General features: G+C 58.8%; 23 protein-coding genes. 13 read left to right on the plus strand and 10 right to left on the minus strand.

The window, feature by feature from the left end; genetic code table 11:
- The first annotated feature begins 3 nt into the window (after positions 1-3).
- Positions 4-1,893 (plus strand): putative bifunctional diguanylate cyclase/phosphodiesterase, encoded by a 1,890-nt coding sequence (locus tag B3V69_RS18425; protein WP_296448580.1) that lies wholly within the window; start codon positions 4-6, stop codon positions 1,891-1,893.
- Here B3V69_RS18425 and B3V69_RS18430 read toward each other — a convergent pair.
- On the minus strand, positions 1,875-3,785 hold the full coding sequence (locus tag B3V69_RS18430) for an acyl-CoA synthetase (RefSeq protein WP_296448582.1): 1,911 nt from the start codon (positions 3,783-3,785) through the stop codon (positions 1,875-1,877). The genes B3V69_RS18425 and B3V69_RS18430 overlap by 19 nt on opposite strands.
- 264 nt (positions 3,786-4,049) lie before the next feature.
- Between B3V69_RS18430 and B3V69_RS18435 the strand changes: the two genes are divergently transcribed.
- From B3V69_RS18435 to B3V69_RS18450, 4 genes are all read left to right on the plus strand, one after another.
- The gene (locus tag B3V69_RS18435; RefSeq protein WP_296448584.1) at positions 4,050-4,817 is read left to right on the plus strand and encodes an IclR family transcriptional regulator; all 768 of its coding nucleotides are present in this window, start codon (positions 4,050-4,052) and stop codon (positions 4,815-4,817) included.
- A gap of 44 nt (positions 4,818-4,861) precedes the next feature.
- A complete protein-coding gene (locus tag B3V69_RS18440; protein ID WP_296448586.1) occupies positions 4,862-6,178 on the plus strand; it encodes a glycerate kinase type-2 family protein in 1,317 nt (438 codons plus the stop codon).
- A gap of 68 nt (positions 6,179-6,246) precedes the next feature.
- Positions 6,247-6,870 carry a Crp/Fnr family transcriptional regulator gene (locus B3V69_RS18445; protein WP_296448587.1) on the plus strand — a complete coding sequence of 208 codons (624 nt, stop codon included), beginning with the start codon at positions 6,247-6,249 and terminating at the stop codon, positions 6,868-6,870.
- A gap of 26 nt (positions 6,871-6,896) precedes the next feature.
- Positions 6,897-7,961 carry a sensor domain-containing diguanylate cyclase gene (locus tag B3V69_RS18450; RefSeq protein ID WP_296448589.1) on the plus strand — a complete coding sequence of 355 codons (1,065 nt, stop codon included), beginning with the start codon at positions 6,897-6,899 and terminating at the stop codon, positions 7,959-7,961.
- Between the two features lie 84 nt (positions 7,962-8,045).
- Here the strand turns inward: B3V69_RS18450 and B3V69_RS18455 are convergent, their stop codons facing one another.
- The 8 genes from B3V69_RS18455 to B3V69_RS18490 form a co-directional block, all read right to left on the minus strand.
- The gene (locus B3V69_RS18455; protein WP_296448591.1) at positions 8,046-8,744 is read right to left on the minus strand and encodes an SDR family NAD(P)-dependent oxidoreductase; all 699 of its coding nucleotides are present in this window, start codon (positions 8,742-8,744) and stop codon (positions 8,046-8,048) included.
- Positions 8,741-9,325 (minus strand): 2-hydroxychromene-2-carboxylate isomerase, encoded by a 585-nt coding sequence (locus B3V69_RS18460; RefSeq protein WP_296448593.1) that lies wholly within the window; start codon positions 9,323-9,325, stop codon positions 8,741-8,743. Before B3V69_RS18460 ends, B3V69_RS18455 begins: the two co-directional genes overlap by 4 nt.
- A gap of 78 nt (positions 9,326-9,403) precedes the next feature.
- A complete protein-coding gene (locus tag B3V69_RS18465) occupies positions 9,404-10,903 on the minus strand; it encodes a tripartite tricarboxylate transporter permease (protein WP_296448596.1) in 1,500 nt (499 codons plus the stop codon).
- The gene (locus B3V69_RS18470) at positions 10,903-11,328 is read right to left on the minus strand and encodes a tripartite tricarboxylate transporter TctB family protein (protein ID WP_296448597.1); all 426 of its coding nucleotides are present in this window, start codon (positions 11,326-11,328) and stop codon (positions 10,903-10,905) included. The genes B3V69_RS18465 and B3V69_RS18470 overlap by 1 nt, the downstream gene beginning before the upstream one ends.
- A gap of 8 nt (positions 11,329-11,336) precedes the next feature.
- Positions 11,337-11,768, minus strand: a complete 432-nt coding sequence (locus B3V69_RS18475; protein ID WP_296448599.1) for a tautomerase family protein — start codon at positions 11,766-11,768, stop codon at positions 11,337-11,339.
- Positions 11,769-11,845: 77 nt separating this feature from the next.
- Positions 11,846-12,865 (minus strand): Bug family tripartite tricarboxylate transporter substrate binding protein, encoded by a 1,020-nt coding sequence (locus tag B3V69_RS18480; protein WP_296448601.1) that lies wholly within the window; start codon positions 12,863-12,865, stop codon positions 11,846-11,848.
- A gap of 126 nt (positions 12,866-12,991) precedes the next feature.
- Complete coding sequence (locus B3V69_RS18485) at positions 12,992-13,669, minus strand: 3-oxoacid CoA-transferase subunit B (protein WP_296448603.1); 678 nt, start codon at positions 13,667-13,669, stop codon at positions 12,992-12,994.
- On the minus strand, positions 13,666-14,367 hold the full coding sequence (locus B3V69_RS18490; RefSeq protein ID WP_296448604.1) for a 3-oxoacid CoA-transferase subunit A: 702 nt from the start codon (positions 14,365-14,367) through the stop codon (positions 13,666-13,668). Before B3V69_RS18490 ends, B3V69_RS18485 begins: the two co-directional genes overlap by 4 nt.
- Positions 14,368-14,581: 214 nt before the next feature.
- Here B3V69_RS18490 and B3V69_RS18495 point away from each other — a divergent pair, with 214 nt between their 5' ends.
- On the plus strand, positions 14,582-15,289 hold the full coding sequence (locus B3V69_RS18495; RefSeq protein WP_296448606.1) for a TetR/AcrR family transcriptional regulator: 708 nt from the start codon (positions 14,582-14,584) through the stop codon (positions 15,287-15,289).
- A gap of 12 nt (positions 15,290-15,301) precedes the next feature.
- On the opposite strand, the gene B3V69_RS18500 is transcribed toward B3V69_RS18495, so the two are convergent.
- Positions 15,302-16,156, minus strand: a complete 855-nt coding sequence (locus tag B3V69_RS18500) for an IclR family transcriptional regulator (protein ID WP_296448608.1) — start codon at positions 16,154-16,156, stop codon at positions 15,302-15,304.
- 213 nt (positions 16,157-16,369) lie between these two features.
- Between B3V69_RS18500 and B3V69_RS18505 the strand changes: the two genes are divergently transcribed.
- From B3V69_RS18505 to B3V69_RS18535, 7 genes are all read left to right on the plus strand, one after another.
- The gene (locus tag B3V69_RS18505; protein WP_296448610.1) at positions 16,370-17,932 is read left to right on the plus strand and encodes a class I adenylate-forming enzyme family protein; all 1,563 of its coding nucleotides are present in this window, start codon (positions 16,370-16,372) and stop codon (positions 17,930-17,932) included.
- Between the two features lie 20 nt (positions 17,933-17,952).
- Positions 17,953-18,681: an SDR family oxidoreductase gene (locus B3V69_RS18510; protein WP_296448612.1), complete on the plus strand. Its 729-nt coding sequence runs from the start codon at positions 17,953-17,955 to the stop codon at positions 18,679-18,681.
- Between the two features lie 53 nt (positions 18,682-18,734).
- Complete coding sequence (locus tag B3V69_RS18515) at positions 18,735-19,352, plus strand: 2-hydroxychromene-2-carboxylate isomerase (protein WP_296448614.1); 618 nt, start codon at positions 18,735-18,737, stop codon at positions 19,350-19,352.
- 178 nt (positions 19,353-19,530) lie between these two features.
- Entirely contained in the window at positions 19,531-20,487 is a 957-nt protein-coding gene (locus B3V69_RS18520; RefSeq protein WP_296448616.1) for an NAD(P)H-dependent flavin oxidoreductase, read from the plus strand.
- A 20-nt stretch (positions 20,488-20,507) separates the two neighbouring features.
- A complete protein-coding gene (locus B3V69_RS18525) occupies positions 20,508-21,482 on the plus strand; it encodes a Bug family tripartite tricarboxylate transporter substrate binding protein (protein WP_296448618.1) in 975 nt (324 codons plus the stop codon).
- A gap of 138 nt (positions 21,483-21,620) precedes the next feature.
- On the plus strand, positions 21,621-22,460 hold the full coding sequence (locus B3V69_RS18530; RefSeq protein WP_296448619.1) for an enoyl-CoA hydratase/isomerase family protein: 840 nt from the start codon (positions 21,621-21,623) through the stop codon (positions 22,458-22,460).
- Positions 22,461-22,519: 59 nt separating this feature from the next.
- A partial coding sequence (locus B3V69_RS18535; protein WP_296448620.1) for an SDR family NAD(P)-dependent oxidoreductase occupies positions 22,520-22,755 on the plus strand: 236 nt, incomplete at its 3' end.

The raw sequence follows: 22,755 nt of genomic DNA on the forward strand, positions 1-22,755 counted from the left end.
CGCATGACAATCCAAGACGACCGGATCGGAAGCTCAAATCGCTTGAGCCTGCTGTCGACTGGCTTGGCCTTGCTGATAGCGTTCGTCCTGCTGATGGTGCACCAGTACGTGGTGGGGCGCCAGCAGATGCTGGAAGAGTTGCATACCGAGGCGGCGATTATTGGCGCCAACAGCGCGGCTGCGCTGGTTTTTGATGACCCCAAGGCGGCACAGGAAACGATTGGCGCCGTGCGGCTGACCCCCCGCATCAGCGGCGGCGCCTTGTATCGGGCTGACGGCGTGCGGCTCGCGTCGGCGGGGGAGTGGCGTTTTCCCTTGCGGCTGACGCTCGACGGCGGCGAGGATTCGCATCAGTTGATGGATGTGCCGACGTCGACCTCCTACGCGATGGCAGGCGGATTTTTGCGCGAGGACATTCGCGTCGAGGGCAGCCAGGTCGGCACCTTGCTGCTTCATGTGAGTTTTTCCTCGCTCTACTGGCGCATGCTCGAATACGCGCTTGGCGTGCTGGGCATTGCGACTGTGGCCCTTACCTTGGCCTATCGCCTGACCCGTGGCTTGCGTCGGCGCATGGTGCGGGCGGAGGAGCAGCTGGAGCAGCTGGCGTTTTATGACCAGGTGACCGGCCTGCCGAATCGGCGTTTGTTTGAACGCGAGTTGCGCCAGACCCTGGCGCGGTTGGCGCGCGAGCGCACGCGGGCTGCGCTGCTGTTCATTGACGTCGATGATTTCAAAAAAGTGAATGACTCGTTCGGGCACGAGGTGGGCGACAAGGTGCTGCGGATGATTGGCGAGCGCATGGCGGCTGTTCTGCGTTCGACCGATGTGGTGGCCCGTCTCGGCGGAGACGAGTTTGGTGCCATTCTTTATGGCATCGAAGATTCGGAGAATGTGGCGACGGTCGCGCGTTTGATGATCGAAGCCATTGCCAAGCCTTTCCCGACCGAGCCGACCCCGAGTCACGTCGGACTCAGCATTGGCGTGGCCTTGCTGCCCGCCGATGGCGATGATCCCGCGCTCTTGTTGCGATGCGCCGACATGGCCATGTTTGTGGCGAAGACCCGAGGCAAAAATGGTTTCCAGTTCTTTTCGGAGGAAATCGATGCGCGCGTACGCGGTGACCTGCAACTGGAGGTCGGCCTGCGCCAAGCCCTGGATGAGGGCGGACGCGGGCTCTGGGTGGCCTATCAGCCGCAGCTCTGTGCGCAAACAAGACGGTTGATCGGAGTTGAAGCCTTGGTGCGCTGGCGGCAAGCGGATGGACGCCTGATCGCCCCCGTCGAGTTCATTCCGGTGGCCGAGAAAACCGGTCTGATCAGCGAGCTTGGCGATTGGGTGTTGAGCCAGGTGTGCCGGGATCTCGCGCTCATGCGCGCGAGTGGTGTCGATCTGCCCAAGGTGTCAGTCAACGTCTCGCCACGCCAGTTGCTGCGCGGCAGTAGCGTGGTCGAGCGCTTTTGCGAAACTGTGGCGCGCTTCGGTGAACCCGCCGACCGTTTCGAATTTGAGTTGACTGAAAATGCGTTGATGGGAGAGGGCGCATCCGTTGTACTCGATGCTTTCCGCGCGGCCGGGTTTTTGCTTTCAATCGACGATTTTGGTACCGGTTATTCTTCGCTCGGCTATCTCAAACGCTTTCAGGTGGGAGCGCTCAAGATCGATCAGAGTTTTGTGCGCGACCTCCCCGAGGATGCCGAGAACGCGGCGATTGTCTCGGCGGTGATTCAGATGGCGCGTGCCTTGAACATCATGGTGGTGGCCGAGGGCGTGGAAACGCAGGCGCAAGCCGAGTTTTTGGGCGCCTGCGGTTGCCACATCCTGCAGGGCTATCTGCTCGGTCGCCCGATGCCAGCGGCCGAGCTGGTGGTCTACGTTCAGGCGTTCTCCACCTGAACTTTGACCGGTAGCGCAGCCAGCAAGGGCAGCAGGCGCTCCTCCAGGGAAACGAGTTGGGTGCCCTGACGCTGCGCGTCCAGCAGCACGCGCACCGGGGCATCGGCGGTGGCCTGAACCTCGGGTCGGGCCCCTGTCGCCAAAGCGAGCTCGTTGCACACCTTGTCGACAAAGGCCTGCACCACCGCCGCCGTGGCCAGCGTGCGCAGTTCGGGCTTGTAGATCTTGCCGACGTTGGTGACGGGCATGTGCTGCAGAATCGTGATGGACTTGGGGCGGGCGGGAGCTTCGTCGACCCGCGCGGCGGTGAATTCCAGCAGTTCGGCCTCGGTCGCCGTGGCGCCCGGCAGCAGGGTGGCAAATGCCACCGGCAACTCGCCCGCGTAGGCGTCAGGTGCCCCGACGGCGGCACACAGGTGGACCGCGGGGTGGGCGCCCAGCGCGTCTTCAATCACCTTGGGATCGATGTTGTGGCCACCCCGGATGATGAGGTCCTTGGCGCGGCCCGACAGATGCAGCCGGCCCTGGGCGTCGCGCCAGCCGAGGTCGCCACTGATGAGCCAGCCATCGGGCGTGAAGGCGTTCGCCGTTTCGGCTTCATCCAGGTAGCCCGAAAACAGGTTGGGTGACTTGAACAGCACCATGCCGGATTCCCCGGCACCGAGGTCCTCCTCGGTGGGGATGCCATTGGCGTCAAGAGCGACCACCCGGATCTGTGTGTAAGGCAGGCGCCAGCCGACGCAGCCAGCCGGCGCTTCCACGCCTGCCGGTGCCACGGTGGACAGGCCGGCCATTTCGGTCATGCCCAGGCTTTCGTTGACTGGCAGGCCAAACTGGCGCTGGAAGCGGGCGGCCAGTTCGGCAGGCAGGGGCGAAGCGCCGGTGCGCACCGAGCGTACGCTGGAGATGTCGGCGCCGTTCAGCGGCACGGCCGCCAGCGCCGCCAGTGCCGTGGGCACGCCAGACACCAGCGTGCTGCGGTATTTTTCCACCAGACGCCAGTAGTTCTGGATGACCTCCCGGTTGCGAAACAGCGAGGCCGTGGGAATAATGGTTTCCATGCCCACCGCCAGTGAGCAGAGCGCACCCGGCAGCACGCCCGCCACGTGGAACAGCGGGTAGCCGTTGATGAGAACGTCGTCGGGTCGCATGCCCTGCATCCTGGCATTGGCCCAGGCGGTGAACACCTGGGCGGCGTGGCTGTGGCGGGCGAGCTTGGGGGCGCCGGTGGTGCCTCCCGTGTGAAAGTAGGCGGCAATGTCGGTGGGCGCAAAGCGCCGCTGGCTCAGCAGCCGGTCGGCCGGCTGCGTGGCGCGCAGGACATGAAAGTCCAGCACCCCTTCGGGCAACGGCGTTGCCATGCGCAGCGGCTGGCCGTCCGGCGTCACCAGCAACAGGGTTGACAGCTCGGGCAGCTGGGCCTTCAGTCGCAGCGCCTTGGCCAGCATGCCGGAATCGTCATCTTCCCCGTGGGCCATCAACACCCGGGCACCGCTGGCCCGCAGCAGCGCCAGCAGCTTGTCGTCGCTCAGCATGGGGTTCAGGGGCTGGACGATGCCGGCGGCTTCGCCGCCCCACAGCGCCAGGTGGTAGGCCAGTCCGCCGGGCAGCATGACGGCCACCACGTCCTGATGGCCCATGCCTAGGCCATGCAGCAGGTTGGCGGTCTGGTGAATGCCGTCCAGCAGGGTGCGGTAGGTCCAGCGGGTGGGCGCGTCCTCGGGCCGTCCGCTGTGCAGAAAGGTCAGGGCGGTGCGGTCGCCACGGGTCTGCACCGAGCGGCAAATCAGTTCGTAGGTGCTGGCACAGTCCACGGCCTGCGCCAGCGGCGTCTGTTCCAGGCGCTGGATGTCTTGTTCAGACCGAATGGGAAATGGGGCGACAAATGGCATGCTGGTCAGGTCCTGTAGGGGGGGGGCGGGCAAAAGGCGTCCATGGGGCGCAGCTTTGGCGGGTGAGTGGGTGTCAAACCCGGCTCATTGTAGAGAAAATACGAGTTTGTTTCAATAAGACGAATATTGTTCTACTATGCGGAATTTGCGATTTTTAAATTCTAATAATAGCCATTATTTACAATATTTTTTCAAGCGATTCCAACGTGCGGTTCATCGAAGCAAAGACTGGCAGATATGCCAAGACACCCGCGAGACAGTGCAATGGCCAATGACGACGAGATTGACCGCCGTTTCGCGCAGACCCTGGCCCGCGGGCTGGAGGTCTTGCAGGCGTTCCGGGCCACGGACGGGCCGCTGGGCAACCAGGAACTGTCGGCGCGCACCGGCATTCCCAAGTCCACCATTTCCCGCCTGACCTTTACGCTGTCGCAGCTGGGCTATCTTGAGCACCTGGTGGCCATGGAGAAGTACCGCCTGGGGGCCAGCCTGATCGCGCTGGGCAATGTGGCGAGCGCCACCTTGCCCTTCATGGACCGGGCGGCGGACCTGATGCAGGCCGTCGCCGATGAGGTGGGCGCGCTGGTGGCCATGGCGGTGCGCAACGGCCACAGCATGCTGATGACGCATTGCTGGCGGCCGCGTGATTCCTCGTCCATCTGGTTGCGGGTGGGCACGGTGCTGCCCCTGGAGACGACGGCGCCGGGCATGGCCTATCTGGCCGCGCTGGAGGCCAGTCGGCTCAAACCGCTCATGGCCGCGTTGTGCGCCAGCAGCGGCGTGTCGATGCCCCGGCTGGCCGCTGACGTGGACCAAGCGACGTCCGAGCTGGCCACACGGGGCTTTGTGCCTTCATTCGGGCGCTGGAATCCGGCGATTTACGCGGTGGCGACACCGTTTCGAAGCCAGGCGGCGGCGGAGCCCGTGGTGTTTCTGTGCGGCACGTCGGCCAATGCGATTGAGCCGACGGATGTGGTCACGCGACTGGGGCCCCGGCTGGCGCAGGCGGTGCGCCAGCTGGCCCCGGTGTGACGGCGGCGACCGCAGTGGTCACAATGCGGTTTGGAGACCCCGCAATGATCGCACCCCACCCCGCCAGCCAGCCCCGTCAGTTTCTCGAATATCTCTATGGTGTTGCCGTGATGCGCGCGCTGCCTCTGCATAACACGGCGGCGTATCTGCCGCCGCCGCCCCGAGGCAGAACTTTGGTGCTGGGTGCCGGCAAGGCCGCCGGCGCCATGGCGCAGGCGGTGGAGGCCTTCTGGCCGCAGGATGCACCCCTGACGGGCTTGGTGGTGACGCGCTACCACCACATACCAGCGCGCCCGCCGGGTCTGAAGCAGCGCATTGAAGTGGTCGAGGCAGCGCACCCGGTGCCCGACGCCGCGGGCCTGGCGGCGGCCCAGCGCATAGTGGCCCTGACGCAGGGGCTGGGAGAAGACGACCTGGTGCTGTGCCTGATATCGGGCGGCGGCTCAGCCCTGCTCACGTTGCCCGCAGAAGGCTTGGCGCTGGCCGACAAGCAGCGCATCAACCAGGCTCTGCTGAACAGTGGTGCCAACATTGCCGAGATGAACTGCGTGCGCAAACACCTCTCGCGCATCAAGGGCGGGCGCCTGGCCCAGGCCTGCTTTCCGGCGCGGGTGGTGACGCTGGCCATCAGCGATGTGCCGGGCGATGACCCCTCCGTCATCGCCAGTGGGCCAACCGTGCCGGACGCCACCAGCGGTGCCGATGCGCTATCAATTTTGAAGCGGTATCGCATTGAAATACCAGGGCCAGTGGCTGATTTGCTACTAAGTGGCGCACTGGAAACCCCGAAGCCGGGAGACCCTGCATTTGCCCGCACGCAAGTCCACCTGATCGCCACGCCCCAGCAGTCACTGGACGCCGCAGCCGACGCCGCCCGCGCGGCCGGCGTGGCGGCATACATCCTGAGCGATGAGATGGAAGGCGAGTCGCGCGAGGTGGGTCGGGTGCATGCGGCGCTGGCGCGTGCGGTGGCGGTCAAGGGACAGCCGTTTCAACGCCCTTGCGTCATCCTGAGCGGTGGCGAAACCACCGTGACCGTGCGGCCCGTGGCACCCGGTGAGCCCCGCGGTCGCGGCGGGCGCGCCGGGGAATTTTGTCTCGGGCTGGCCCAGGCACTGCAGGGTCAGGCCAAGGTCTACGCGCTGGCGGCGGACACCGACGGTATCGATGGCGTGGAAGACAACGCAGGCGCCTGGGTGGAGCCGACCACACTCAGCCGGGCACGGGCAGCGGGCATGAAAATCGACGATTACCTGGAGCGCAACGATGCCTATGCCTACTTTGCGGCTTTGGGCGACTTGGTCACCACCGGGCCAACGTTTACCAACGTGAATGATTTCCGCGCGGTACTGGTTTTGTGAGCTTATTCCTCACAATTGTTTGATCTTGCTCAAGGTCGCGCGGCACTGAGCGCGGCAAAGTGGGGCTCATGTTACACGCCCCAACTATTGCCCCTTCCGCTGAGAGACAAGTTGCTGCCCGGGGTGCGCTCTTGCTCAAGCGTGCTGTTGCGTCGCCGTGGGTCAGTTACCTGGAGTCGGGTCGTGTTGCCTTGGGCGTGATGGAGGGCGATGTCATGGAGCATCAGCTCGGGGTGGTGGACGGCCCGTGCTGGCTGGAGGCGACCTCGGCCGTGCTGAACCTGCCCAACGTCGTGGATGCCGTGGCGGAAACCGAAGTCTCGTTGCGTCGGGTGCCCGTGGCCGAATTTCGCCGCTCGCTCTCTGCCATGTCGGCCTCAGCCCAGACCGTGCTACACGATGTGGCCATGGCGCACCGCCAGCAAGCCGAGTTGGCCGTCAGTCGTCTGGCGAAAGATGCCGAGGCCCGCTGTGCCGAATGGCTGCTGCGTCATGCGCAGACCGGCGACAAAGGCATGATGGCCGTGTTGTTGCAGCAGCGCAAGCGCTCCATTGCGGCGCAATTGGGCATTGCGCCCGAGACGCTGTCACGCGTGCTGCGCCACTTGCGCGAGCGCAGCCTGATCAGCGGCTCGGGCCGGATATTGAACCTGGTGGATCCGGGCGGATTGAGGTCGCTGGCGGGTGTTTGAACGGGTCCGGGCTACACTCGCTCCCCATGGATTCCAGCATCATTGACCGTTTGCAAAAGCGGGTAGCACAGCAGTTGCATGGCGACGGATCGGCGTCCGAGGGCTGGCCCGAGGCCTCGCCCGAGGCCTCGGGGGAGATCGGCGAACTGGTCGCAACACTGCGTGACGTGGCGCTGGCGCACGAAAAGCAGGCCCAATCCCAACGGGTCATTGTGGGTCAGTTGCGCGCCATTCTGGACAGCGCTTCCGTGGGCATTGCCATTACCCGCAGCGGCCTTATCGAACTGCTGGGGCAGCATTGCTGTCGCATGTTTGGCTATTCCGAGGAAGAATTGCTGGGGTGTTCTACCCGCTTGATTCAATTATCCGACGCGGTGTATGCGGAGTTTGGTGCGCGTGTGGGCGCGGCCCTCAGCGCGCAGGGCCACTTTGACGGCGAACAGATTCTGCGGCGAAAGGATGGCGGTGAGTTCTGGGCCCATATGCTGGCGCGGGCGGTGACTCCGGGCGATCCGGACGGTGGCACCATCTGGATTGTGGAAGACATCTCCGGCGCCAAGGCGGCTCGCGACCAATTGTCGTGGACGGCCACGCATGACAGCCTGACCCAACTGGTCAACCGGCGGGAGTTTGAATCCCGCCTGACGCAGGCCATGAACCAGTTCGATGGCCATAAGCTCTGCATCCTTTACATCGACCTGGACCGCTTCAAGGTGATCAACGACAGCGCTGGTCACGCCACCGGGGATGAGGTGCTGTGCCAGATTTCACGTTTGCTGGAAGCACAGGTGCGCCAGAGCGATCTTGTGGGTCGCTTGGGCGGTGATGAGTTTGCCGTGCTGTTGCCGGGCTGTTCACTGGCGCGCGCGCAGCAGCTGGCGGAGCAAATTCGTGCGGCCGTCGATAGTTGGCGCCTGCCGCACGAGGGTGGGGAGTTCAGCGTGGGCGCCAGCATTGGTGTGGCTGCGGTGACCCCGGAATTGACCGACATGGCGTCCGTGATTCACGCGGCGGACAGCGCGTGTTACGAAGCCAAGAACGGTGGCCGCAACCGCGTGGTGACCTATGCGCCGCGGCAGTCATCGCCCTGAGAAAATTTTGGACTTTGAATCGCGTCGGATAAGACATTCCGTTGTCGATCCAGTTTGACCCAAGTGCGCAGAGGCTGCGTACAACTACCATCGCTCCCCGAATGGGCGGACTTCCGTGAGGAACGACCATGCGGAGCGCGGCTGGTGAGCTATATGCCAGGCCTCGTCCGCAATGTCTGTCGGCTTTATGAAGAAGTCATCTGGGGCATCTTTGTGGCGTTCGCGCGTCCAAGGCAGATCAATCACCGCGTCGATCATCAGATAGGCAACATGGACGCCCTTGGGGCCCATCTCGCGAGCAATCGACTCTGCCAGTATTCGTTGCGCTGCTTTAGTGGGTGCAAAGCCGGCGAAATTCGCCTTTCCTCGTACGGCCGATGTATTTCCCGTTGCTAACAGGGTACCTCCGCCTGCACGTTCCATCCGCGGTGCGGCCCATCGTGCCAAGTAAAGAAAACCCATTACATTGACCTTGAAATTGCGTTCAAGTATTTCGGGCGCAATATCCAGGAAGTTGCCAAATGCGCCGCCCACGGCGTTGTGAATCACCACCTTGGGTGTACCAGCTTTAGCTTCCATGGAAGCCAGCGCGCTTTCTAACGACTGAGGATCGGACACATCACAAGGGACCGCGATCGACCCTGGCAGTTCTCGCTCCAGGGTTGCTAGCCGGTCCGCGTTGCGTGCCATCATGGCGACCTGGTAGCCGCCCTCGTGGAATCGTCGAGCGAGCGCTGAGCCGGTACCGGGGCCCACACCGGTAATCAAGATCAGGGGCTTCATTGATCAGCCTCCAATCGGGCGCGAACAAAGTCCAGCCGGTCATTGCCGAAGTACATATCATCGCCCACGAAAAACGTCGGCGCACCGAACACTCCACGCTCCGCTGCAGCGGCAGACCCTTTGTCAAGGGCTTGATCCAGCTCCAGGCTGTCAATCATCGGTTCAATTTCGGCACAATCGAATCCCACCTGCCCAAGAAGGGTTGCAATTTGCGAACTGGTCTCGAGCGGTACGGGGTCACGCCATCGGGCGTGAAAGATCGCCCCAGCAGCGCTCGCCATGTTGCCAAGCTGTCCGGCCGCCAACGTTGCACGTAGCAGCCGACGAGCGTCGATCTCATTGGCCTTGGGATGCCGATTCAACTGGACGCCGTACAAGGCAGCCCAGCGCCTGAGGTCCTTCTGGACGTAACGATTTTTTGCCGCGCAGATCACTGACGTCGGCACGTTTTCCACGCGCTTCATGACATCGACGATGTCAAACGGAACCAGAATCAGGTTCGCATTCAGGTTGGCGAATTGTGTATAAGCAAGGTAACTGTAAGGGCTTCGGTAATCAAAGTAAAACTCCAGCGAATTCATATGTTTTCTCCAAGATGGTCTCGATGTATCGCGACTGGGCCGCTATGGCGACACAACCACGGCTAATGTGGTGAGTATTCAGACGGTTAACGGAGTAGTTACCTTTCGCGACTGAAAATAAAACGTCAACAGCTGCCACATGATGAAGATGGCAATAAAGGCAAACAAGGTGCCGCTGATGGGGCGGGTGACGAAAGCGCCAAAATTCCCCCGGCTGAGGAGCAGGGCGCGTCGGAAGTTTTCTTCCAACATGGGGCCCAGGATGAAGCCCAACATGAGCGGCGCAGCCTCCAGCCCCAGGCGCATGAACAGATAGCCACAGAAGCCAAAGATGGCGGTAATGTAGATGTCATCCAAGCTGTTGTTGATGCTGTAAGTTCCGATGCAACAGAAAAACAGGATCGCTGGAAACAGCACATTGAAGGGAATCTTGAACACCGACAGCCAGTAGCGCACCAAGGGCACGTTGAGAATGAGCAAAAAGCAGCCGCCCACCCACATACTGGCCACCAGGCCCCAGAACAAATCGGGGTGGTTGGCGATCATGCCAGGGCCGGGCTGGATGCCCTTGATGATGAAGGCGCCCATCATGAGGGCCATCACCGCGTTCTCGGGAATGCCAATGGCCATGAGCGGGATAAAGCTGGTTCGAGCGGCCGCTTCGTCGGCGGCAGCTTGCCCGGCCACGCCCTCAATGGCACCGTGACCGATCTCGTCTTTGTATTTGCTGAAGCGCTTATCGATGGCATAGGCTGCGAACTGGGCGATCACGGGTCCCCCGCCGGGCAAGAGGCCTAAGACCGAGCCAATCACACTGCCACGCAAGGCGCTGGGAATGATGCGCTTGAACTCGGGCCAGGTCGGCATGAGTTTGATCTTGCCGTTGAACGGCGTGAGCTGACTGCCGCTGTCGAGGTTTTTCACGACCTCGGCAATGCCGAAGCAGCCCAAGGCGATGCTGATCAAGCCAATACCGTCGGCCAGAAAGGGCAAGTCCATGGTGAAGCGCGCAGTGCCACTGTTCACATCGGTGCCGACTGACCCAAGCAGCACGCCTATAAAGGCCATGGCAAGGCCATTGAGCAGGCTGCCGGTGGTGACAAAGCTCACGCACAGGAACCCGAACAACATGAGGGCACAGTAATCGGCCGGGCCAAACAAGAATGCCACCTCGCCCAGTGCCGGGGCCGCCGTCGCCAGCACCACGATGGCCACGGTACCGCCAATGAAGCTGGAAACGCCCGCGGTGAACAAGGCCAGGCCGGTTTTGCCGTTGAGCGTCATCTGGTAGCCATCGATGCAGGCCACGATGCTGCTGGCGTGCGGAATCTTCATGGTGATGGCGCTCACGCTGTCGCCGTATTGAGCGCCGTAGTAAATGCCAGCCAGCATGATGAGCCCGCCAGTGGCGGGAATGGAATAGGTCAAAGGCAGCAACAAGCTGATGGTGGACAACGGCCCAAGTCCCGGCAGCAGACCCACCAGTGTGCCCACCACGCAGCCGATGGCGCAATACATGAGGTTGTGCAGGGTCAGTGCAGTCTCAAAACCAAACGCGAGGTTGTGTAGGACGTCCATCAGAATAAGGGCAGTTGAAGGCCGAGTAGGTATCGAAACATGAAGGCAATGGCAATCAGGCCGGCCGAGATTTTGAGGTTGCGCACGACCGAATAAGAGGAGGTGCCGGCAAACGAGACGCAAAACACCAGAAACACGATGCCCGCGATCATGTTGAGGTGCTCGGAGAGCACCGCGAAGCCGCACAGGCCCGACAGGACGAGGGCTATGTTCTTCATGTTGTAGTTCAGGGGTACCGGCTTGACGAATCGCGAACGCACCACGGTGAGCAGACCAATCAAAAACACCATGCAACTCACCAGCAGAGGAAACAGGCCAGGGCCGGCTCTACTGAATTCGCCTACCTTGTAGTTCAGCGACACCACGCCAAAGAGCAGAGCAATCGCCATGAGGCACAGACCCCTGACGAAATTCAAGTTATTCATACTTCTTTTCAAACAGTTTCCGATACCCCTGCGGCAGAAAAACCGTTGGCGACCAACCAAACCGCGTCATCTTTGGGATGCGGCAGCAAGACACCTCCCTCCATGACGTTGGTGGCCGGAACCTCTGCCAAGGAAACAACAATGTCTCCTAGCTTTGTCTCGGGGCATTCCTTACGCCAAAGTGCGGTCATCTGCTCCATCATTTTTTCCTTCGTCTCTTGACTGCGGCCCGCGCGCACGTTTCCTCGAATGTTGGCGACGCGGGAGTCTTCCCCTCCCGAATAGCAGTTACCGCTCTTGTAGTCTTGGAACATCACGTGAACAAAGTGACGCGGCGCGCCGGTGAGGCCGCAGTGGATGTCTGTAATCCCGACTGCGATGGCGCGCTTCGCCTCCTCAGACATAATTCCAGCTTTGTGAATGCAGGTGTAGAAAGGCATGAGATTTCTCCTAGGTGTGCGCCGCCATACATAGCCGACGCGGGTTAAAGCTGTCCACGGGCAGCCGGTGGTTTTGGTCAGTCCAGTGCGATTGCATTGCGTTCGATTACAGACTTCCAGCGCACGCGTTCCTTCGCAAAAACCGCCGCGGTGTCTGCCTGGGACATGGCTGGATAGGACTGCAACGCCTGGTCGTCCAAGGCTTTTATGAAGGCGGGATTTGTGGTCGCAGTCATCAGTGCTTCGTGTAGTCGATGCTGTGTCGCCGCTGGTGTCGCAGCCGGAACCAGCATCGCGAACGAAGTCGAGACGTCGAGACCCTGCCAGCCCAATTCAGCCAAGGTGGGAACGTCTGGAATACGCGGGTGACGTTCCAGCGACATCACCGCCAGCGCCTTGACTTTCCCCGCCTTGAGGAACGGCAGAGCCGTCTGGAGAACCTCAAAGCTCGCGTCCGTCTGGCCAGCTAGAAGCGCTGTGATCGACTGTGAGCTGCCTTGGTAAGGAATCTGTTGCAGCTTAATGCCGGTAGTCTGGGCAAAGAGGGCGCCCGCGAGATGTGTGGGATTCCCGTTCCCGGCTGAGCCGTAACTAAGGGGTGCCTTTGCAGTCTTGGCTGCTTTTAGGAACTCAGCAATTGAGTTCGCAGGAAAGTTGCTGTTCACGATGACCACGAACGGCATCCGGCTGATCATCCCGATCGGCGTGAACGCCTTTTCAGCGTCGTACGGCAGTTTCTTGTAAAGGAACGGATTAGCCGTGGTTGCCGCCGTACCCGCGACCAGCGCGACAGTGCCGTCGGCACGCGCTTGAGTAACGTACTGCGCGCCAATAATACTGTTCGCGCCGGGCTTGTTTTCCACTATGACCGTGGATCCCAGTGGTCCGGTCAGGTACTTCGCCGCCAAGCGGGTTGCGTAGTCTGACGATCCTCCAGCAGGATACGGGACGATCATGTGCAGTGGCTGATCACTTGCCTGCGCTAGCGCGGGTCCAGATGCAAAGACGACGGCAACGAGACCAACTGCTATCGTCGCGAGGAAAGTACGGACTCCCCCACAGTTTGAATTTGGGATGACTTCAAAATTTTTGTTCATGCTTGTTTCCAATTTGTCCTCTAACTTAGAAAATTTGCCCTTTCGAATCGGCTCAAAAATATCGACACATCGGTACGATTTGGTGATTTGGAGGTGTTGGTATCACCGGCTATTCAGGCAGATGGATCAGCGCTTCAGAGGCGCGACCGGAAGCCCAATCAGCTTCTCAAGCTCGTCATGTGATATGCCAGGTACAAGCTCGATGAGTCGAAGACCGTCAGAGGTGCACGCTAGCGTAGCCAGGTCCGAGTAGATGCGCTTGACGCAAGCCAGGCCCGTAAGCGGATAGGTACAACGATCAACAATCTTGCTCTTGCCGTCCTTGGTCAGCAAGTCCATCATCACCCAGGTCTGCTTGGCGCCAACGGCTAGATCCATTGCACCGCCGACAGCGGGTACGGCACCTGCCTCGCCAGTGGTCCAGTTTGCGAGATCGCCCGTTACAGAAACCTGAAAGGCGCCTAGCACGCAGATGTCGAGATGGCCTCCGCGCATCATTGCGAAGCTGTCTGCGTGATGGAAAAAGCAACCGCCATCGACAAGCGTAACCGGCTGCTTGCCCGCGTTGATAAGGTCGTAGTCCTCTTCGCCCTCTGCCGGCGCCGGACCCATGCCAAGTATGCCGTTTTCACTGTGGAAAATTACTTCGCGTCCCATCGGTATGTGGTTCGCGACGAGGGTCGGTTGTCCTATGCCAAGATTTACGACGGCGCCATCATGGATGTCTCGCGCGACGAGCTTCGCCAAATCGGTCTTGCTTCGCCGAGGAAGGGCAGAAGTTTGTATGTCCAGGATTGCGCTCATGCTGCCTTCTTGAAGCCGCCCGCTTCAGTTGCGACGCGACCGACCTTGACTAGCGCCTTGACAAAGATCCCTGGGGTCACAATCGTTTCGGGGTCGATTTCCCCAAGATTCCGAAGTTCATGAACAGTTGCCACCGTCCGCCGGGCTGCAGTGGCCATAACAGGTCCGAAGTTCCGCGCGGCCTTCCGATAAGTCAGGTTTCCCCAACGGTCGCCTACCTCTGCTCGAATAAGCGCTATGTCTCCATGGATGGGGTACTCGATGACGTGAAGTCGGCCGTTGATTTCCTTCGTCTCACGATCCCCCGCCAGCTCGGTACCGTAGGCTGTCGGACTAAAGAAGGCCCCGATCCCTGCTCCGGCTGCGCGAATGCGTTCAGCAAGGTTGCCCTGAGGCACCAACTCCAGTTCGATCTTCCCAGTGCGATAGAGATCGTTGAAGACCCAGCTATCAACCGTCCGCGGAAAGCTGCAGATCATCTTGCGAACCTGTCCGGTTTGCAGCACCGCCGCCAAGCCGGCGTAGCCATTGCCGGCGTTGTTGTTGACAATCGTGAGGTCACGCGCGCCTGAGGCTATAAGTGCCTCAATAAGCTCGGAGGGGATGCCAGCCGTCCCGAAACCTCCAACCAGAACCGTGGAGCCGTCACTGACGGGCCCTAGCGCTTCCTCTAACGAAGTAACAACTTTGTTGATCATTTGCACCTTTCCTGTCAGTGGTTTGAAAGCTTAATGTAAACGCAGTATACATTAATGTATACAGTGTTTACCCTTGTCAGGTCGCCCCGTTGTGCCTAGATCGAAGTGATATCATGCCCAAACGGTTTCGCCTTGGTACTCAGTCGCGGCGAGCCATCCGGTTTCGATTCCTAGCGCGGCTTCGAAGAAGCTGCTTGAAAGTTGGCTGGCTCGAATGGCCGAACGTTCTACTTACCACCATGGCAACCTGCGGGAAACTCTCATTTCTTGCGGGAAGCAACTGCTACTCGAACAGGGTCCGTTGAACGTATCCCTGCGTTCTGTGACACGGGCGGCAGGCGTCTCTCCGGGTGCTCCCCGCCATGAATTTGGCGACCTCAACGGCCTACTCGCCGCCATTGCAGTGGACGGCTTCGACGAGTTGATCGCCTTACGCGAGCAAGCGGTGAACAAAGCAAAAGATGCGGCGGGAAGGCTCCGTGCGGTCATGACGGTCTACGCCGACTTCGCAATTGAAAAGCCAGGGCTGTTCTGGGTCATGATCGGCCCGCAGATCTCTGACCGCCACGAGCGTGAGGAGATCAACAAGGCGACCGAACGCTCTTACGCGATGCTTGAACGGTACGTCTTCGAGTACCTCAGATCACTAGAGTTACAAGGCGCATGTACCGACGAGCTTGTGCAGTGCGCTTGGTCGGCTGTGCACGGCGTGAGCATGCTGTTCTGTGGGCGCCCACACGGGCCGAATCCTGCTGCTTCGCTTCCATTCAATCAATGGCGAGATTCGGTAATCGATTTCGCTTTGGCCGGCCTTACTGCCCGGGGCCGCGAAATCATGGCATCGGGTTCAAACGGCCTGGCGCACAAGCCGGCTGGCGCGCCTCGATCGGGCGGGCCGAGTAAGGGACTTGTGCTGCCTTAGGATTGGAAAGGCCTAGTCGCTGAGACGCCGCTTGATGTCCTGCACCGCCGAGATGAGCAACGGACGAACTTCTGTCATGTACGACTCACGCGTACGCGTCATAGCTGGGCCTGCGGCGGTGACCACCATGTCAGGCAATGCGCTACCTAAGGACAGTGGAATTCCAATACCGTGGACTTCCGTCCGCCATTCGCTGAACGACACGCAACATCCGTGCTCGGCAAGATCCACGATCGCTTGTTGAATACCTGTCTTGATCTTCGGCCACTTGACAGGATCCAGCGCACGGATGCGCACCAGGATATCCCGTCTAGAAACCTCATCCATGCCTGCTAGACAGGCCCTTCCCATGGCCGTGACCGAGATTGGAATGCGCGAACCCACGTTCAGCTGGAGGGTCACGATGGAATTTCCGTGGCAGGTGTCCACGTAGAGCATTGAGAGATCGTCCCGAACACCGAGTGAGAGCTGCAAACCGGTGGATTCGGCAACCGCTTGCAGTACTGACCGGCTCTTCTCCTTGACTTCAAGACGCGCCAATGTAGAGCCGCCGATGCCCAGTGCTGCCATGCCAAGCCGGTAACGACCCGATGCCTGGTCATGGTGCAGGTAGCCAATCTTTGTCAATGTGTAGGTCAGACGCGTTACCGTGGATTTCGGCAGTCGGCACCGCTCCGCCAGCTGTTGATTGCCAAGGCGCTCTTCTCCTGACCGGAAGCAGCGAAGAACTTCCAGACCTCGGGCAAGCGCTGTAACGAATTGGCGGTCACTTCCTTCCGATGGCGACTTGGCATCAAGCGCTTCATCCGGGTTAGGTGCCACGGCTTGCTTGTCGATTTCGTCGAGTGCGTTGGAATGAGAAGTCATGCTGAAAAGTATGTGTTGAGAGCGAGTGCAGGACAACCCGTGTAGCGATCCTGCCACCACTTCATCGAATCCTCAGAAAATCCAAAGAGGCCTGCGTAATTCCGCTATGCGGTTTCTAAATTTAAAATATCGGAGTTTCGTCAAATTATAAACCGCATGTCGGAATATGATCGCAACCCATCAAGGCCAAACAGGTCATGACAGGAGACTTACATGACGGGAATTACGTACGACGTAGGATGCTTAACGCGGGTTCACCAGCTGCTAGACAGATGGATCGAATCTCAGTCCGACGCCCTGGCTTTACGTGACGCCAACCTCTCGCTGACCTATGGACAGTTGGATCAGGCGGCCACGTCGACAATGTTGCAACTCAAAAGCTTGGGCGTTCGAGCAGGTGACCGGGTTCTGGTGGTTGGCGAGAACTGCGTTGCGCAGGCCGTTCTTGTCATTGCCCTAAGTCGCATGGATGCGTGGTGCATCTTGTCGAACGCACGGTTATCCGACCGGGAGATCGATGTCTTCATCGAACACTCGCGACCGCGCCGCGTCCTGTATACCCACAAGGTATCTGATGACGCAGCCCGACACGCCCAGCGTCACGGCGCGCAGTCCGTGACTTGGTCATGGTTCGGAGAAATGCAGGTCGGTCCACTTGACAGTGAAACCTGGGTGGAGCCCGTTTTGAGCAGCGCAACCGAGCAGGTCGCGGCAATTATCTACACGTCCGGTACCTCAGGCGCACCGAAAGGTGTGATGCTCACACATGCAAACCTGATGTTCACCGCCATGTCTGCGGCTCGCATGCGCGGTCTGTCACCGAAAGACGGGAGCTACTGCGTGCTACCCATGGCGCATGTCGTAGGTATTGCATCGCAGTTCCTCGGCACCATGTGTGGCGGTGCCTCAGTACTGTTCGAGCCACGGTTCACGCCGGCCGAGACTGCGCGCGTGTTGGCTGACGAAGGAATTACCTCGTTTGTAGGTGTGCCAGCAATGTATGCCCGCCTGCTTGAATGGGCACGCAGCTCGGGGCATGTGCTCAAGGCTGATCGCGTGCGCTTCATTGCGGCAGCCGGTTCCCCGATGACCGCACCATTGAAAGCCGAAGTGGAGGCAGCCTTTGGACAAACGCTGCACAACGGTTATGGACTGACCGAGTGTGCTCCGACGATTGCGCAAACGCGCATGGAGGCTCCTCGCAGCGACTGTGCCGTTGGTCAGCCCATTGATGACGTGAAGGTGCGCATTGTGGATCAAACTGGAAACGATGTTCGTTTGGGAGACATCGGAGAACTTTGGATAAGAAGTCCCGGCTTGATGAAGGGCTACTACCTGAATCCAGTGGCTACCGCAGAGGCCATCAATAGCGAGGGCTGGTTCAATACGGGCGATATGGCCCGATCCAATCCAGATGGTGCGTTGAATATCGTTGGAAGAACCAAGGAACTGATCATTCGTTCCGGCTTGAACGTGTATCCAGTCGAGGTAGAGCAGGCGATCAATGCCCACAAAGATGTTGTGCAATCGGCGGTTGTAGGGCGCACCGTAGGGCATAACGAAGAGGTCATCGCTTTTGTCGAGAAACGAGAGGGAAGTTCGCTCGACGCGGCCACTCTGCAACAGTACCTGCGAGAGCAGTTGGCGCCCTACAAAGTACCGGCCGAGGTGTGCTTTCTGAGCGCGCTTCCAGCAGCGCCAACCGGCAAAGTGCTGAAGAACGTACTGAAGAAGATGGCGCAGGATTCGACCGCATCTCCAGTTGCGGAGCATTAATCGTTTTAAAGGAGTTCACCATGAACGAAAAGAAAGCCATTCTTGTCATCGGAGCCGGTGATGCCACCGGAGGCGCTATTGCACGGCGTTTTGCACGTGAGGGCTTTGTTGCCTGTGTAACCCGACGCAGTGAAGAAAAGCTGCAACCACTGGTCAATGAGATTCGTAACAGCGGAGGCGATGCACACGGCTTTGGCAGCGATGCTCGCAAGGAAGAAGAGATGATCGGACTCATCGAAAAGATTGAGAGAGAAATCGCTCCAATTGAGGTCGCTGTATTCAATATCGGCGCCAACGTGCGCTTTCCGATCACGGAAACGACATCACGCGTCTATCAAAAAGTCTGGGAGATGGCCTGCTTCGGAGGGTTCCTCATGGGAAGGGAAGCTGCCAAGGTGATGCTGCCACGTGGACGGGGAACCATCATTTTCACGGGTGCAACCGCCAGCCTGCGCGGGCGTGAGGGCTTTGCAGCCTTCGCCGGCGCCAAACACGCTTTGCGTGCGCTGGCCCAGAGCATGGCACGCGAACTTTGGCCGAAAGGAATTCACGTTGCCCATCCCGTTATTGATGGTGCTATTGACACCGAGTTCATCCGCTCCACTTTTCCAGAACGCTACCAGCTGAAAGATCAACAAGGCATCCTGAACCCGGACAGCATCGCAGATGCCTACTGGCAGATACACATGCAGCCACGCGATGCATGGACGCACGAAACAGAACTGCGCCCCTGGATGGAAACTTGGTAACACGCCCCGCGAATATTTTTACTCAATTTTCTGAAAATGATTGGAGCCCACCCATGAGCCTGCCCGTAGTTCAATTTATGTTCGACTTTGGAAGTCCGAATGCCTACCTCTGCCACAAGGTAATCCCGGAGATCGAGGATCGGACCGGCGTCAAGTTTGAGTACGTCCCCGTCCTGCTGGGCGGCCTCTTCAAGCTCGCCAACAACCGTTCTCCAGCAGAAGCGTTTGCTGGCATCCCCAACAAGCAAGCTTACGACCTGCTCGAAATGAAGCGTTTCATCGCGAAGCACAAGTTGGATCGGTTTAAGAGCAATCCATTTTTCCCTGTCAATACGCTAAAAATTATGCGCGGCGCGATGGCGGCGCAAAAGCTGGGAAATTTCATGCCCTACGTGGATGCGGTGTATGAAGCCATGTGGGAACAGGGGCGAAACATGAACGAGCAGACTGAGATCATCGCTGTCTTGAACGCGGCCGGGATTGATTCTGACAGCCTGCTCGAGGCATCACAGCAGCCGGACGTGAAGAACGGGCTTCTTGCAAATACCCAATCTGCGTATGAACGCGGCGCCTTTGGTTCGCCGACGTTCTTTGTTGGAGACGAAATCTTTTTTGGAAAAGATCGCCTTCGAGAAGTTGAGGAAAAAATTATTCGGGTAGCAGTAATCTGACAAAAAAAGTTATACGACCTGAGCACTTGCCAAGTCAACACCATACTGACTGCCGCCTGATGTACCCCGGCGGGCACGTATGACATCGATGGTCGTGGAAACCCACTGATTTTGGTCAGAGTTTCAATGTGACGATTTGCCCCACATCATTTCAAGATTACCGCCATTAGGATTTTCCATGAGTCTTCCAGCTCTGCTGCGAAATCGCCTTCGCCTTCCAGTCGTAGGTTCGCCGCTTTTTATCATTTCCAACCCTGATCTCGTCATTGCCCAGTGCAAGTCAGGCATCGTCGGCTCGTTTCCATCGCTCAACGCGCGGCCGAAAGAGTTGTTCGAGGAATGGTTGATCCGCATCACAACGGAACTCGCCGAACATGACCGCCTTCATCCAGGAGAACCCAGCGCACCTTTCGCTGTGAATCAAATCGTACACAAATCAAATGACCGGCTAGATCACGATCTCGCGCTTTGTGTCAAGTACAAGGTTCCTATCGTCATCACCTCGCTTGGCGCACGACCCGAAGTAAATGATGCGGTTCATTCGTATGGCGGCCTGGTTTTTCATGACGTCATCAACAACACGTTCGCAAAAAAGGCTATTGAAAAAGGTGCAGATGGTCTTATAGCGGTGGCTTGCGGCGCAGGAGGTCATGCCGGAATTCAGTCACCTTTCGCTCTTATTCAGGAGATCCGAGAGTGGTTTGACGGTCCGCTGCTGCTATCGGGATCGATAGCGACAGGGCGTTCAATTCTGGCGGCGAGGGCTATGGGTGCTGACTTGGCATATATCGGTTCAGCATTTATAGCGACTCGCGAAGCGAATGCAGTCGACGACTATAAGCAAATGATCGTGGAAAGCAGTGCAGAAGATATTGTCTACTCAAGTTTGTTCACTGGTGTAAGCGGCAACTATCTGAAGGAGTCAGTGCGCCGAAATGGACTGAACCCGGATGATCTTCCCTCTGGCAATGTTGAAGCAATGAATTTTGGATCGAACAAACCCGTAAAGGCTTGGAAAGAGATTTGGGGCTGTGGTCAAGGCATTGCCGCAATTAAAACGGTCCACGCCGTCGACGATCTGGTGAAGAGATTCAAACAAGAATATGCCGACGCTCTCGTAGTCTTAGCAACCTAATTCAAATAATAGGAGACCGCATGTACCTAACGAAGCGAGGATTCTTATCCGCAGCCTTGGTAACGATGATTTCAATTCAATGGGTACAAGCCCAGGAGAAATCAACAGCCTATCCTACGCGACCTATCAGAATCCTCATTGGCTTTGCACCTGGAGGCTCAACCGACGCACCTATGAGGGTACTGGCTGAGAGTGCATCCAAGATCCTGAAGCAGCCGGTTGTCATCGAAAACAAACCGGGTGCCGGTGGCACCATGCCCGCGACCATTCTCCAGGCATCGCCAAATGATGGTTACACGCTAGGAATAGCATCTTTGGGAATCTATCGTCTTCCCTACACCACAGACCTCAAGTGGGATCCTTCCAAAGACCTCAGCTACATCATCGGCCTTACTGGCTATGCCTTTGGCATTGTGGTGCCTTCATCTTCTCCAATCAAGAATTGGAACGACTATGTCGCCGCAGCCAAGGCAAGACCCAATCAACTGACGTATGGAACCCCCGGCGTCGCCACGACCAATCATCTGACGATGGAGCGGATATCCAGAGCCGCTGCAATCCAGCTAAATCACATTCCCTACAAAGGTTCAGCAGAGTCTTTGCAAGCATTAGTGGCAGGTCAAATAGACTCGGGCGCCGAAACGTCTGCCTGGGTGCCCTTCGTGAAGGAAGGAAAAATGCGCTTGCTCGTTACTTGGGGTCACAAGCGTATGCCAAGTTTTCCGAACGTGCCGACTTTGAAGGAAGTTGGTATCAACATGACCCAGACCTCTCATTGGGGCTTGATTGCTCCAAAGGGGACTGATCCAACGATCATTGAAAAACTACATGTCGCATTCAGGCAGGCCATGGAGATGCCGGAATTCAAGCAAGCCTTGGCCCGTTACGACATGGAGCCTGAATACCGCAGCTCAAAAGATTTTCACCAGTTTGCAGTTGACACCATGAAACAGGAAAAAGAAATTCTTGAAGCACTGGGTTTGAGCCGGAGATGAGCCATTGCTTGTGCAGCGCTTGAAACATCGGGCGTGCCTGCGCACGCAGTACTCAGCCTGTCATAGGCCTTGACGCCAGAAAAAGTCTAGAATGGCGTCATTTAGGATAACGATCGTTACTTAATTTACGGAAAAGCAATGACTACCGAGAATCCATCAACACTTCATCGCACGGATCGTGACGGCGTCGCCATCATCGAAATCAACAACCCACCAACCAATCTGGTCGACCGTAAATTGGTCGTCGATTTGATGACATTGGTCGATTCGCTGTCGAAAGACGACAAGACGCGCGTTGTCGTCTTTCGCAGTGCGCTCGCGGATTTTTTCGTGAACCACTTCGACATGGCCGGGCAGGTAAACAAATCCACCGATTCGACACCACGTAGCGGTCTGTCGCCGCTCGCGCAACTGTATATACGCATATCGCAACTTCCGCAAATCACCATTGGTGAAATTCGCGGCCGCGTGCGGGGCGCGGGCGGTGAGTTCGCGCTTGCGCTGGATATGCGCTTTGCGTCCCTGGAAAACGCGGTATTCGGGCAGCCGGAAGTCGGCAGCGGCCTGCTGCCGGGTGCGGGCGGCACACAATGGCTGCCCGCATTACTCGGGCGTGCCCGTGCGCTCGAAGTCATCCTGTCGAGCGACGACTACGACGCCGCGCAAGCGGAGCGCTACGGCTGGGTCAATCGTGCTCTACCGGATGCGGAACTCAGCGGTTTCGTTGACCGCCTGGCGACGCGGATTGCCGGGTTTCCGCCAGCCGGCATCCGGAACGCAAAAGAGATGGTGAACCGCGCCACGCTGCCCGCCGAAAGTTTACTGACCGATGAGAGCCAGCGCTTCCAGGTATTGATGGTTCAGCCGGAAGTCGCCGAACGCGTCAAATGGTTATTGGCACAGGACGCGGCGACGCATGGCGACGTTGAACTCAATCTCGGAGCCGCACTGGGTCGCATTCCTGTTTCGAGCAGATGAAACGACCGGAGATCGGGCATGGCACAAAGTGAAGTATTGATTTCAAAAGGGAGAGCCTGATGATCCAAGAAAAAACCGCACTCATCGTCGGTGTGGGTGCCAGCCGTGGCCTGGGCGCCGCTGTTGCCAGACGCTTTGCCAAGGAAGGCTTGCATGTGGTGGTCGCGGGACGTACGGCCGAGAAACTCGACCATGTCGTGTCGGAAATTCGTGCTGCGGGTGGCTCGGCGCAAGCCGTCGTTGGGGATGGTGCCAACGAATCCGACGCCGCGCGCTTCGTCGCCAGTGCCGAAGC

The organism is Rhodoferax sp. UBA5149, from assembly GCF_002413825.1.
Lineage (GTDB): Bacteria > Pseudomonadota > Gammaproteobacteria > Burkholderiales > Burkholderiaceae_C > Rhodoferax.